This is a genomic window from Bradyrhizobium genosp. P (assembly GCF_049949265.1).
Classification (GTDB): domain Bacteria; phylum Pseudomonadota; class Alphaproteobacteria; order Rhizobiales; family Xanthobacteraceae; genus Bradyrhizobium.
This window is the reverse complement of record NZ_CP188195.1, coordinates 7,954,174-7,967,018: the sequence shown is the minus strand read 5'-3', so window position 1 is coordinate 7,967,018 and position 12,845 is coordinate 7,954,174. Positions and strand designations below refer to the sequence as shown.

Sequence of the window (12,845 nt, the reverse complement as noted above, 5' to 3'; positions counted from 1 at the left end):
CCTGGATCATTTGCCGTCGATCGAAAAGGCGATCAGCAAATTTCCTTCCTTGCCTTTGAGGTCATAGATGTTGGCGGTCGACCGTCCGGCATAGCCGGAATGAACGTAGACCATGCCGTTCACGACCGTCGGTCCCGCCCCATCCATCACACCGCCATAGGCTAGCTTGCCGAGCACAGCGTTGATGGGGTCGGCGGCGGTGTTGAAGTCCCAGACGACCTTGCCGTCAGCCGTTGCGTAGGCGCGGAAATGCCCGTCCATCGAGGCGGCGAACACCACGCCTGATATCGCGGTGACCGCCATCGAAATCGCGCCCGAACAAAAAATATTGGTCCAGCGGCAGGCCGTCTTTGGCGCCGGCGCGGTCCACAGGATGGTGCCGTCGGCGATCCGGATCGCAGTCAGCCCGGGCTTGGGATCGCGGAAATTCACCACGTCGGAAATGCCGATATAGACATTGTCCCCGTCCGCCGCCGAACCGAACTCCACGCCGCCGAGCGTGCTGCCGCTGCTCAAGCGATGGCGCCAGATGATCTTGCCGCCGGCGTCGGGATCGAGTGCGTAGACGTCGCCCGACTTCTGCCCGGCGATCAATATCTGCCTGCCGTCCTTCAGCGTATGCAGGATCACGGAGTCGCCAAGCGCGAAGTCCGGTCCGACTGGCTGTGGGCAATTGGCCGCGGCCGGGCAGCCGATGATGTAGTTGTCGTCCTTCAGCAACTGGTTCTTCCAGCTGACGGCGCCGGTCTTGAAATCCATCGCGATCACGGCGTCCGCGCCGTCATGGAAGGCGTCGGTGTGCGAGTTGGAGGTCGCGACATAGATCAGGCCGCGCGCCGGATCGATCGTCGGCGCGCTCCAGATCGAGCCGCCCGAGGGACCCCACATTTGTTTGCCCTTGGCGTTCAGCCGGTAGGGCTCCGGCTTCTTGTCGGTGGTGTAGGTCTTCCAGAGAATCTCGCCGCTGTTGGCGTCGAGCGCGACCAGCGAGCCGATGAACTTGCAGCAGACATAGTCATCGTTGTGGGCGAACGCCTCGTTGCCGGTCGAGATCGGCACCAGCAACACACCATCATAGAGCGTCGGCGAGCCGGTCATCTGCAGCCCGGAACTGTCATCGACCTTGGTGCGCCAGATCGGCTCGCCGGTTTCGGCGTCGATGGCGACCGCGCTCTTGGTCCAGTCCGAGAAGTAGAGGGCGTAGCGGTGGCCCGGCCGGTTCGCGATCGGGCCGATCGACACGCTGGAGCGCGTCGCTGCCAGTGAATCAAACCGCCAGTAAACGCAGCCGCTGCGCGCATCGAGCGCGTAGACGGCGCCCGACATGCTGGTCACATAGAGCCGGCTTCCGATCACGGTGGCCTGGCCGTTCTTCGAGCCCGGATAGTGGAACGCCCACTTGACCTTGAGCCGCGGCACGTCGGCCGCCGTAAACCCCGGATCAGGCTGATAGCGCGCGTTGTCGGGCCGCGGGCTCCAGCCATTCCATTGCGGGCTGGCAAGGTCGATCGGCGGTGGTGGGCCCTCGCATTTGGGACCGTCGAGCGGCAGTTGCGAGGATGATGGTCCCCAGATCGCGTTCGGATTCGGATCACCGGGTTGCGGCGCGGCAGCGCTAAGATACAACGCGACCGCCTTCATCTCGTCCTGCGACAGGCCGGTCGCCATCGGCGCCATCACCTCGCGCATGGCGTTGAGGATGAAGGCGGGCGGATTGCGCGACAGGATCTCGCGGGATGGCGTGCGATCGCTGGCGCGATCATGGCAACCGGCGCAACGCTGTTCGTACAGCGCCTTGCCGGACGCGAGATCGTCGGCCGAGGCAGCGGAGACGATCAGGACCATGCTGGGACCCAACGCCAACAGTGCTGAAAGCCATTTGCTGATGTGCGAGATGCCCATGCGATCACCCCGGCTCCGGATAGTGATCGGTGAAGGCGCCGATGCGGCATTGATAACCGTCCGGGGGCGGCCTGAGGACGAAGTCCTTTGCGCTCGTGCCCTTCGGATGCGAGGCCATCGTCTTCAGGGCCCAGGTATTAAAGGCCTGGGTATTGATCTGGGGCCATCTGTGCCCGTGGGTCGAACTGCATGCGACATGAACCACGTCGGGCTGGCTCGCAAAGAAGTTGGAGCTTGCCTGCGTCGCCGGCCGGTAGTCCGCACACAGGCCAATCGACGGGCCGCAATTCCACAGGTCCTTGTCGCCTCCCCAGACCGTGATGACGATCATCGGTCCAAGCCGCGCCGGCAGCGGAAAGGGGCCGACCCGGCCCTGCATGATTTTTGCGGGATTGGCGGCCACGAAGCTGCGCGCGTCATTGAATGACAATCCGCTGCCGTCGTCGCGCGTCACATACCATTCGCCCGAAATCGGCATGCCACCGGCCCAGAAATCGGAATCGAACAGCAGCGCCCGGTTGGTCATGGTGCCGCCGGAGGAGATGCCGCCGATATAGAGACGGTCGGGATCGAGCTTCCATTTGGTCCCGGCACATTTGATCGCCGCCTGGAAGAAGCTGGCATCGTGACCGGCGTCCTGCTTCCATGGTTCGCCGCTTGCGTTGGCCGCGCGGCCTTCATTCCATGGTCGCCAGTTCCAGCCATCGATGCCGGGGCCGTTGCAGCGTGGACCGGCATAGGCGGGCTCGCCGTCGGCGCATTGGCGCACCGGTCCGATCACCATAAAGCCCTGTTGCGCCATCAGCGCGTTCGCGCCGCTGCGGGGGACGGTGAGGTTGTCGTTGGTGGATTCCACGGTGCCCGTGAGCGGCATCCATACCGGCGCCGGGCTCGCACCGTTGGCCGGAGGATAGACCCAGAACGACTGCTTGACCCCCTTGTGGGGAAAATCGACGTTCAGCCCTTCATGGACCTGATAGCCTTCGGGGCATTGCCATATCACCCCTGCCGCGGCGGCAACGGCCATCGAAGGCTGAGCCAGGAGGCCGAGCGCCACTACGGCCGATATTGCAACCTTGTTCACCTGCGAGGTCCCGAAACGGAGTCGTTACGGCACAGCTAGGCAGATCGCGCGGATGGGCGCCTATCGAATTCTGAAATCGAGGATCGAATTGTCAGTTCGAACGGGCAATTTCGAGCTCAACATGGATGTTCTGCCCCGCAACGGCACTTCGGCGAAATTCGGTCGGCGTCAATCCGGTGTCCGCCTTGAACGCCCGGTTGAACGGCGCAAGCGACTGGAACCCGGCATCCAGGGCAATCGTCAGCACCGGCACCTCGGCCTGGCCGATATCGGCCAGCGCCGCCTTGGCCTCGTCGAGGCGATAGCGGTTGAGGAAGGCGTTGAAGTTTTTGTGGCCCAGCCCGTCATTGATGAGGGTGCGCAACCGGTATTCCGGCATCCCAAGCCTGACCGCCAGCAAGCCTATGGTCAGCCCTTCCTGCCGATAAGCCCGCTGCGCGGTCATCAGGTACTCCAGACGATTGAGCGACGCGCGGTCGGGGCTGGATGGAGCGGCGCGCACGAACGACCTCGAGGTCCGGTCGGCGTCACCGGCACCTGCGCCGGCCGCAGCCGGCTGGCTCTCGGGCGGATCGAACAGCATCATCCAGATTGACATCAGTGCGAATGCACCGAGGCCGCACGCGACAGTCAGGCTGATGGACCGGTTCGGGATTCCAGCGAGCCCTGCGGAAGCGCTGAGCACGATCTGGCTGCTGATGCCGATCAATAACGCGACCAGCAACCGGCCGCGTGCGGTCGTGATCGCCTTGCGCCATCCCTTCGGGGTCTGGGCGACCGCCAGCAAGGCAAAACCGATGGATGCTGCCGCCAGCAGGCGTCCGGATGTCGCGGCAAGGCCGGGCCAGCTTGTCCAGCCGTTGAAGGCGACAACGCCCAGGCCGGCCATCAGCACCCAAATGGCCGCGTGCCACGGGCGCAACGCAAAATGCTCGTCGAAGATCATGCGCGCCCACAGCCACAGGATCACGGGAGAGCTCATGCCCAGGGCGACGAAGGGAGAACTCCACCCGAACGACCAGGTCGGAAAGAACGGCGCCGTCGAAATCGCGTAGGCCGCACCGGCCACGCCCATCGCCGCACCCAGGCTCGCGGCGCGGTGGACCGTCGTGTAGCGCAGCAGCAGCACCGCGCAAACCACAAGGAATAGCCCGACCACCGCACCGCGCAGGCCGAGATCAAGAGCCGTCAACGCCATCGCAGCCGTCCTCCGCGGATTCACCTCGACAGAGCGGTTCTTATACCGCCTCGGATGATCCGCTTGAAGCGGGCAGTTGGGCTTGAACACGGCAATTGAGGTTGTCGATAGATGGCTCCGGGAGCAATGGCTGATGTCCGCTTATCGCTCGCGCGGCAGCGGACATCCGTCTCGTAGGAGTGTTTAGCTGACGCGCCTCCAGGTCTGGCCACCACAGAACATGCCGCCGAAGGCGCAACCCTGCACGCGCATCGCATTCGGGCCCTTCATCGCGATCGTCGAGTCGTAGTTGCGGTTCGAGTCGGGATCGTGGATGCGGCCGCTCCACTTGTTGCCATCGGGCTTCATGTTGATCAGGATTCGCTCGTTGGTCTTGGCGGAATAGCCGCAGAGATTGGTGCCGCACTGTTCGACGCGGACGTTGCCCTTGTTCTCTTCCGTGGCCCAGACGCCGATCGGCCCGGTCGGAGCGGGTGCCGGTGCTGCGGCGGCGGGAGCAGGGACCGGCTGCGGCGCAGTCTGCGCCGCGACCGGCGCAGGAGCTGGCGCAACAAGCGCGGGCGCTGCGGTTGCGACCATCGTTGCCGGAGCAGGAGGAGCAGGCGGTGCGACGTAGGCCGCAACCGGTGCAGCCGGTTGCTGCTGTGGCGCCGCAGCCTGAACCGGCGCGGGCGCGACCGGGTCGGTGCTCGACGCGACGTCGTCATCGTCGTCCTTCTTGGAGCCGAGCCCTTTGAGATTGACGTTGCCGATCGTGCCGTTATAGCCCGGCGCCTCGATCCGGATGCACGACAGCGCATTGCAATTGCGCGGCGCCTCGACATGGATGCGTTGGCCGTCGATCTGGAAGGTGATGCCGGAGCCACCGGCCTGGGCGGAGGTGGTGGCCATCAGCAGCGCGGCGATCGCAACGAGCCTTTTCATAAGAGCCTCCTTGAGCGTTGAGCGGCGGGTGCGCCTGTTGCATCGATCTGATCGCAACGCTACGCGCCGCCACCGCCGTCTTCTGTGACCGGCCTCACAGGAGGCGGTGCGCATCGGACGGGTGGAGCACGTGACTCAGCTCACAGCGCCGTGAGCGCCACGCGGCCAGCGTCATGCCGTTACCCGGGAGGCCTCGATGAAGCGCTTCTGTTTACTTGCCGCGTTGATGCTGTTCTGTCCGTCCGCTCATGCCGGCAACGGCATCTCGTTTTCGATCGGCGGCCATCGGATCCAAATCGAACTCGGTGCGGTGCCGCTCGGTCTCCTGCGTCTCGGTCTCCGGCGTTTCCCGGCGGGATGACGGCGGCGACAAAGGCCGCCAGGCGAAGCCGGCACCGCCCGCGCCCGCGACGACGGGGACGATCTCCGCGGTAGCGGCCGAAAGCAATCCGCCTCGGCTTGCGACCGCATCTCCTCCCGCGCTGCCGCCGGTCGCCGCACCACCACCTTCACCGACGCCCATGCCGCGCATCGTCACCGCACCTCCGCCACCCGTCGTCGTCATCCCGCCCGCGCCGCCACCTCAGTCGCCGGTGGCACGGCCGGCCGAACCTGTGCGTCCGGCACAGCAGGCCACGCGGGTGTCGCGGGTGGCCGAGGACGAACCGGCAGACGGGACGATCGGGGACTGGCAGACCGAGACCGACAGCCTCGTCCGCATCCGCCTCTGCGGCCGCGCGCTGTGCGGCTACGCGCTCGACAAGGAAACGCGCGACCTGGGCGAGGCTGTTCTGATCAACATGAAGCCGAAGAAGGGCGCGCAGTGGAGCGGCAACGTCTACAGCCATGACAGCGGCAACACCCATTACGGCACGATGGAGACGAAGGGGGCGAATACGCTGCGGGTCGAAGCCTGCGCGTTCGGCGGCTTCTATTGCACCGGCACCAACTGGACCCGTGCCTCGCCCGCGCCGCGGCGCATGATCACGCAACAGCAGATCCAGTCCGAGCCGCGGTCCTGACCCGGCAAATGTCCAATTTGTAATCGATCGGCTTCGAACCGGCCGTCCCGTCGCGCGCGACCGATGGAGGTCAACGCTATCCGTGACGCGAAGGAGGCCAACATGAAACGCCTGAGTCTGGTTGCGCTGCTGCTGCTCGGCAGCGCCGCCGCCCATGCCGACAACGACATCTACACCAATATGCTGAAGCGCACGCGCGGTTCGAATTTCTGAGATGATTGTCGGCACATTCCCGGACACAAACGCAACGCGCCCGGCGGGACAGCCGCCGGGCGAAACTCTGGTCCGATATTGGTGCCTAGATAACGCCGAGAACGATGGCGCCGACGAAGGCGAACGCGATGTACGCGGCCACAATGCTCAGCTTGCTCAGCAGAGGACTCGCGAAGTCCATTGGGATGCTCCCTTGGTTCACAACGCTGCCCGCATTAACGACAAAGCTAGCAAGACGTTCCCGGCCAAAAAAGTCAGCGCTGCTGTCCCTCCCGGCATCTCGATGTTGGCGCCGGGTTCCGCCGCATGGTTAAGAACACATGAATTCAATGCGTTGAAGAGTCTTTAAATAAATTAGCCGAACCTGCGCGCATGACGCGTGGAGTTCGTTTGTATCTCGTCGGCTCCCTTGTCCTTGTTTCGCTAGCTGGTTGCGGCCGCGGTCTGTTTCAGACCGCCGAGCGCGAGCCGTGGCGAGCCGAGGCAGAGGCGGCATGCCTGAAATCCGGCGCCGTCAGGGAGAGCGCCGACCTCGTTCGCATCGACCCGATCTCGGGTCCGGGCGTCTGCGGCGCGGAATTCCCACTCAAAGTGGCCGCGATCGGGGAGGCCAGCCCGAGTTACGGATTTGCCGACGATCTGCGTCCCCCGGCGCCGATCGGCAACCAGCCACGCTGGCCGATCAATCCGCAGCAGAGCCCACCGCCCGCGCAGGCGCCTTATTCCGACCAGGTCGTGAGCCGGCCGGGCTATGGCAGCCAGCCGAACGGGCCGGTCTCGCTGACCGCGCCGGGCGTCGCCCCGCAGCAGGACGAGATCGACCTGCCGGCGGAAGGTTCGCCCGATCCGAGGGGCGGCTCCAGACCTTATTATCCGGGCCTGCCGGCCAATCCGCAGCGTGAGGGCGCGGGCGCACCCTATTCGCCGGCACCTTACTCGCAGCAGCAGGAAGCGGCACCGCCGCCGCGGCTCGGCCCGCCTGTCGGCAACCAGGTGATGGCGGTTGGTCCGGTCGCGGTGAAGCCGGCGGCGACGCTGGCATGCCCGATCGTCTCGGTGCTGGAGCACTGGCTTGCCGATTCCGTGCAGCCGGCGGCGCAGCGCTGGTTCGGTGCGCGGGTGGTCGAGATCAAGCAGATCTCCGCCTATTCCTGCCGCGGTATGAACGGCAATCCGAACGCGCATATTTCCGAGCACGCCTTCGGTAACGCGCTTGATATCGCGGCCTTCACGCTCGCCGACGGCCGCCGCATCAGCGTCAAGGACGGCTGGAAGGGCCTACCGGAGGAGCAGGGTTTTCTGCGCGACGTGCAGGCTGCCGCCTGCCGGGAGTTCAACACGGTACTGGCGCCGGGCTCCAACAAATATCACTACGACCACATCCATGTGGACCTGATGCGCCGCGCCAGCCGCCGCGTGATCTGCGAGCCGTCCGCCGTCTCGGGCGAGGAAGTTGCCGCCCGCGCCGGCGGCCGTGGCCCCTATGCAGCGCGCGATCCGTATGCCACAGGATCGCTTGGTGGCCGGCCGGCCGCCCCACGAGGCAAGCCTGCGGCCAACGACGAGGACGACTCAGCGGACGAGTAGGGCGCCTCTCGCGTCCGTATTTCTACCGGGCTGCCGCGCAAACGGTGGCCACTATTTGCTGCATATGCTTGCGGAGCCGGGCGGCCCCGGCTGATTCTTTGGGGGTAGTTTTGCAAGACGCGCCGATCATTCTCGTCATCGAAGACGATCGTGACCTTCAGATGATGGTGGAGGACGCCCTGAAGGACGGCGGCTTTGAACCTGCGATCGCGGGCTCCGGCGAGGAAGCGTTGACGCTGCTGAAAGCGTTTCGGACCAAATACAGCGCGCTGGTCACCGATATCCGCCTGCTCGGCCGGCTCGACGGCTGGCGCGTGGCGCGTGGCGCCCGCGAGGTCGATCCAGATTTCCCCGTGCTCTATATCACCGGCGGCGGCGGCGACGAGTGGCCGACCAGAGGCGTGCCGGACAGCGTGCTGCTGCAAAAGCCGTTTTCACCCGACCAACTGGTCACGGCGGTGACGAAGCTACTGAAGGATGCGCCGCGCGCGTGATCGTGCGGATTGGCTTGGCGGCACTTATTCCGTCTTTACAAAGTGCCGCAACCTTCCTTCTCGAATTCATACGTCGTCGCGCTCATCTTCCAGGCGAACATTTCCACAGTTCGCGCGACATGGAGGCGAGGATGACGGCTTATCGTGCGTATATCGTTGGGCTGCACAGCCGACCGATTGCCGTGGTTAACATCGACTGCGGCGACGATGATTCCGCCGTCACGTCCGCCAGCCGTCTCGTCGACAGCCACGATGTCGAACTCTGGCAGATGGAGCGGCCCGTCGCCCGGTTCGACGCTGCGTCAAAACAGATCGTCCGGAAGTAGCTGCGGCCATCGCGTGGCAGGCCGGGTGTCGCGCCGCGCGATCCCTGATGATAGACCTTGCGTCGGGTTCGTCATCAACGGGATCATCGATCATGGCAGCAGGGAAAGTCGCGCTCGTCACCGCGGGCGGCAGTGGCATGGGAGCCGCGGCGGCGCGCCGGCTGGCGGCAGACGGATTCCAGGTCGCGATCCTGTCGTCGTCAGGCAAGGGCGAAGCGCTGGCGAACGAACTCGGCGGTCTCGGCTTCACCGGCTCGAACCGGTCGAACGACGATCTGAAGCGCGCCGTCGACGGCGTGATGGCGCGCTGGGGCCGCATCGACGCGCTCGTCAACAGCGCCGGCCACGGACCGCGGGCGGCCGTGCTGGAACTGACCGATGAGCAGTGGCACACCGGTCTCGACGTCTATCTGATGAACGTGATCCGTCCGACGCGTTTCGTCGCGCCGATCATGCAGGCACAGAAGTCAGGCACGATCATCAATATCTCCACCGCCTGGGCGTTCGAGCCAACCGCGATGTTTCCGACCTCGGCGGTGTTCCGCGCGGGCCTGGCAGCCTTCACCAAACTGTTCACCGACAGCTATGCGGCCGACAATGTCCGCATGAACAATGTATTGCCGGGCTGGATCGACAGCCTGCCGGCGAACGAAGAGCGGCGGCAGAGCGTGCCGATGCAGCGCTACGGCAAGGCCGAGGAGATCGCGGCGACGATCGCCTTCCTCGCCTCGGACGGCGCGGCCTACATCACCGGCCAGAACATCCGCGTCGACGGCGGGCTGATGCGATCGGTTTAGCGCAGTTGCGTTGAGGCGCTGAGTGCCGTGCTCCAGGTCGCATTCGTCACAAGTATGGTGACCTGAGATTGCACTTGTCGTGATGACAAACTGACAGCGCAGGACTAGCCTTCCGGCAAAATCAAAACGCACGGGAGGATGGCATGCCAGACGCAGCAGTTGCAGCACGCGCTTCGGATTCAACGCACAGCGGAACCGCACAGCGGGTCGACGTCGCGGTCGTCGGCGCCGGTTTCGCCGGCCTTTATCTCCTGCATCGGCTACGCAAGGCCGGCTTCTCCGCCGTCGTGCTCGAGGAGGGCGGCGATGTCGGCGGCACCTGGTACTGGAACCGGTATCCCGGCGCACGCTGCGACATCCAGACCATCGACTACAGCTACACGTTCGATCCGGAACTCGACACGGCCTGGACCTGGTCGGAGAAATACGCGACCCAGCCGGAAATCCTGCGCTATCTCGGCTTCGTCGCCGACCGCTACGATCTCCGCCGCGACATCCGTTTCGGCACCAGGGTCACGCAGGCGACATGGGACGACTCGAGCGAGCGCTGGCAGCTTGCGACCAGCCATGGCGCGCCAGTCTCTTGCCGCAACTACATCATGGCGACCGGCTGCCTGTCGTCGCCGAAACCGCCGGAGATCGACGGCGTCAAGGATTTCAAGGGCGAAATCTATTTCACCGGCCGCTGGCCGCATGACGGCGTCGACCTCAACGGCAAGCGCGTTGCGGTGATCGGCACGGGATCGTCGGGCATTCAGTCGATTCCACTGATCGCAGCGCAGGCCGCGCAGCTCACCGTGTTCCAGCGCACGCCGAACTTCGCGCTTCCGGCGGGCAACGGTCCGCAGCCGGCGGATCGCAAGGGCTTGTTCGAAACCGACCGCGCCGCCTATCGCGACCAGGCGCGCGCGTCGATGGCAGGCGTGCCGTATCCGCAGCAGACGGCGGTGAGCTGGCAGTTGAGCGACGCCGAGCGCCGCGAGCGCTTCGAGAAGGCGTGGGCTGCGGGCGATCTCGTGCACATCCTGACGCAGCTCTGGGCCGACCAGGGCGTCGATGTCGATGGCAACAGGCTGGTCGGCGAATTGATCCGCGAGAAGATCCGCGACGTCGTGAAGGATCCGGAGACCGCGGCGGCGTTGAGCCCGCACGATCATCCGTTCGGCGCCAAGCGCCCCTGCCTCGATACCAATTACTACGCGACCTACAACCGTCCCAACGTCACGCTGGTCAATCTGCGGCAGGAGTCGATCAAGGCGATCACGGCAAACGGCATCACCACCGACAAGCGCAGCGTCGAGGTCGACGTCATCGTGTTCGCTACCGGCTTCGACGCGATGACCGGCGCGATCATGGCGGTGCATCCGATTTCAGGACGCGGCGGCAAGTCGCTGTCCGATGTCTGGGCGCACGGACCGCAGACCTATCTCGGGCTCATGGTCGCAGGCTTCCCCAATCTCTTCATGATCACTGGCCCCGGCAGCCCATCGGTGCTGTCGAACATGGCCGTCTCGATCGAGCAGCATGTCGATTGGGTGGTCGACCGCCTGGTGGCGCTGCGCGACGCCGGCTTCACCACCGCGGAAGCGACCGAGACGGCACAGGCCGGCTGGGAGCGGCACATGGCGGATTGCGCGACCCTGACGCTGCATCGGCTCGCCAACACCTGGTACACGGGCGCCAACGTACCCGGCAAGCCACAGGGCGTGATGCCCTATACCGGCGGTGTCGGTCCGTACCGCAGCATCTGCGACGAGGTCGCAAGCTGCGGCATGCTGGGCCTCAAGCTCAGTGGTCCCGGCGTCGCCGCGCAATGCAATGACGGCGAGGTGGTGCGGCTGCAGCCGGACGTGCGGCTGGTGCTGAACATGCTTGCCGGGATGAACCTGCCGCCGATCGAAACGATGGGCGCTCAGGGCGCACGCGACTTCCTCAATGCGTTCAACCAGGCCCGTCCGGCCGGACGGCCGGTCGGCGAGCTCGGCACCGGCATGCTGCAAGGGGCTGACGGTCCGCTGCCTTACAAGCTCTACCGGCCGGCGACGCCGGGGCCGCATCCGATCGTCGTCTACTTCCACGGCGGCGGCTGGGTGCTCGGCGACGAACTGTCAGACGATCCGTTCTGCCGCGATCTGTGCCGGCGCACCGGCATGATCGTCGTCAGCGTCGGCTATCGCCACGCGCCGGAGCATCGATTCCCGGCCGCGGCCGAGGACGGCTACGCCGCGACGCGCTGGATCGCCGCGCACACCGCCGAGCTCGGCGGCCGGGCCGGGCCGGTGCTGGTCGCGGGCTGGAGCGCCGGCGGCAACATCGCCGCGGTCACCTGCCAGCTCGCACGCGACCGCGGCGGGCCCGAGATCGCGGGACAGCTGCTGGTCTGCCCGGTCACCGACTGCACCTATGATCGCCCGTCCTACATCGAAAATGCGACCGGCTACTTCCTGACGCGCGGGCTGATGTTCTGGTTCTGGGACCTGTACTGCTCGCCCGCCGACCGCACCGATCCGCGCGCTTCGCCGCTGCGTGGCAAGCTCGAAGGCCTGCCGCCGGCCTATGTCGTGACCTGCGAGTTCGACCCGCTGCGCGACGAGGGCATCGCCTATGCCGAGGCGCTTGCAAAGGCCGGCGTGCCGGTCGAGCAGTTCAAGGCACACGGCCAATTCCACTCGTCCTACACCATGGTCGACGTCATCATCACCGGTGTCGGCGGCCGCGTGAAGATGGCGCAGGCGCTGCGCCGCTTCGCCGGGCTACCGGAGGAGATGGAGCAGGGTGAACGGAGCGCGCCGGCGCAGATCAACGCAGCGGCGAACTAACCGAACTAACAACGGGCAAAATCCCCTGCGGTTCTCTGCGGGGGATTTTGTTTGGCTGGAGCATCGGTTCTGATTGAATCAGAACCGAAGCTCTGGATTTTTGTTTGACGCGTTTTCTTCACGCGAACCGGCGTCCACTTCGCTCGAAAACGCTCTAAAGGAAGGCGAGGTGCTCGACCTTGTTGACGACCTCGTTGAGCGTCTGCTGCGTGGCCGCAGTGTCGCCGCCGGCCATGAATACCTGCCAGAACTGGCGGTCGACGATATGCAAGTGCAGGATCGAGACGCGCACGCGGTTTTTGTTTCCGGCGACCTCGGACTGCGTGTTGACGACGTCGGTGAAGCCGTCCTGCTTCAACGTATTGGCGACGACGCCCTTGAGCTCGCCGACATTGGCCAGGGCTTCGCTGAGGCCCATGCTGCGGAAATTGAAGAACAGGAACGCCATGTGACACCTCTGGTGCTGAGTGAGGGCAGCG

The 12,845-nt window shown here is 65.3% G+C and carries 13 protein-coding genes; 7 read left to right on the top strand and 6 right to left on the bottom strand.

Annotation, left to right across the window (positions count from 1 at the left end):
* Positions 1-6 precede the first annotated feature (6 nt).
* The 5 genes from ACP2YO_RS38270 to ACP2YO_RS38250 form a co-directional block, all read right to left on the bottom strand.
* Entirely contained in the window at positions 7-1,902 is a 1,896-nt protein-coding gene (locus ACP2YO_RS38270; RefSeq protein WP_426436231.1) for a PQQ-binding-like beta-propeller repeat protein, read from the bottom strand.
* A gap of 4 nt (positions 1,903-1,906) precedes the next feature.
* Positions 1,907-2,986, bottom strand: a complete 1,080-nt coding sequence (locus ACP2YO_RS38265; RefSeq protein ID WP_426436230.1) for a hypothetical protein — start codon at positions 2,984-2,986, stop codon at positions 1,907-1,909.
* Between the two features lie 91 nt (positions 2,987-3,077).
* Complete coding sequence (locus tag ACP2YO_RS38260) at positions 3,078-4,115, bottom strand: helix-turn-helix domain-containing protein (protein ID WP_426436229.1); 1,038 nt, start codon at positions 4,113-4,115, stop codon at positions 3,078-3,080.
* 252 nt (positions 4,116-4,367) lie between these two features.
* The gene (locus ACP2YO_RS38255) at positions 4,368-5,108 is read right to left on the bottom strand and encodes a DUF2147 domain-containing protein (protein WP_426436228.1); all 741 of its coding nucleotides are present in this window, start codon (positions 5,106-5,108) and stop codon (positions 4,368-4,370) included.
* A 211-nt stretch (positions 5,109-5,319) separates the two neighbouring features.
* Positions 5,320-5,673, bottom strand: coding sequence for a hypothetical protein (locus ACP2YO_RS38250; RefSeq protein WP_426436227.1), 354 nt, complete (start codon positions 5,671-5,673; stop codon positions 5,320-5,322).
* Between the two features lie 85 nt (positions 5,674-5,758).
* Between ACP2YO_RS38250 and ACP2YO_RS38245 the strand changes: the two genes are divergently transcribed.
* From ACP2YO_RS38245 to ACP2YO_RS38215, 7 genes are all read left to right on the top strand, one after another.
* The gene (locus tag ACP2YO_RS38245) at positions 5,759-6,130 is read left to right on the top strand and encodes a DUF2147 domain-containing protein (RefSeq protein ID WP_426436226.1); all 372 of its coding nucleotides are present in this window, start codon (positions 5,759-5,761) and stop codon (positions 6,128-6,130) included.
* Between the two features lie 214 nt (positions 6,131-6,344).
* A complete protein-coding gene (locus tag ACP2YO_RS38240) occupies positions 6,345-6,692 on the top strand; it encodes a hypothetical protein (protein WP_426436225.1) in 348 nt (115 codons plus the stop codon).
* Positions 6,693-6,715: 23 nt separating this feature from the next.
* Positions 6,716-7,930 (top strand): extensin family protein, encoded by a 1,215-nt coding sequence (locus ACP2YO_RS38235; RefSeq protein WP_426436224.1) that lies wholly within the window; start codon positions 6,716-6,718, stop codon positions 7,928-7,930.
* Between the two features lie 110 nt (positions 7,931-8,040).
* The gene (locus ACP2YO_RS38230) at positions 8,041-8,424 is read left to right on the top strand and encodes a response regulator (RefSeq protein ID WP_426436223.1); all 384 of its coding nucleotides are present in this window, start codon (positions 8,041-8,043) and stop codon (positions 8,422-8,424) included.
* Positions 8,421-8,750, top strand: a complete 330-nt coding sequence (locus ACP2YO_RS38225; protein ID WP_426436222.1) for a hypothetical protein — start codon at positions 8,421-8,423, stop codon at positions 8,748-8,750. The genes ACP2YO_RS38230 and ACP2YO_RS38225 overlap by 4 nt, the downstream gene beginning before the upstream one ends.
* A gap of 92 nt (positions 8,751-8,842) precedes the next feature.
* Entirely contained in the window at positions 8,843-9,547 is a 705-nt protein-coding gene (locus ACP2YO_RS38220) for an SDR family oxidoreductase (RefSeq protein WP_426436221.1), read from the top strand.
* Between the two features lie 143 nt (positions 9,548-9,690).
* A complete protein-coding gene (locus ACP2YO_RS38215) occupies positions 9,691-12,366 on the top strand; it encodes a flavin-containing monooxygenase (protein ID WP_426436220.1) in 2,676 nt (891 codons plus the stop codon).
* Between the two features lie 154 nt (positions 12,367-12,520).
* Here the strand turns inward: ACP2YO_RS38215 and ACP2YO_RS38210 are convergent, their stop codons facing one another.
* The gene (locus ACP2YO_RS38210; RefSeq protein WP_426436219.1) at positions 12,521-12,814 is read right to left on the bottom strand and encodes a hypothetical protein; all 294 of its coding nucleotides are present in this window, start codon (positions 12,812-12,814) and stop codon (positions 12,521-12,523) included.
* Positions 12,815-12,845: the final 31 nt, after the last annotated feature.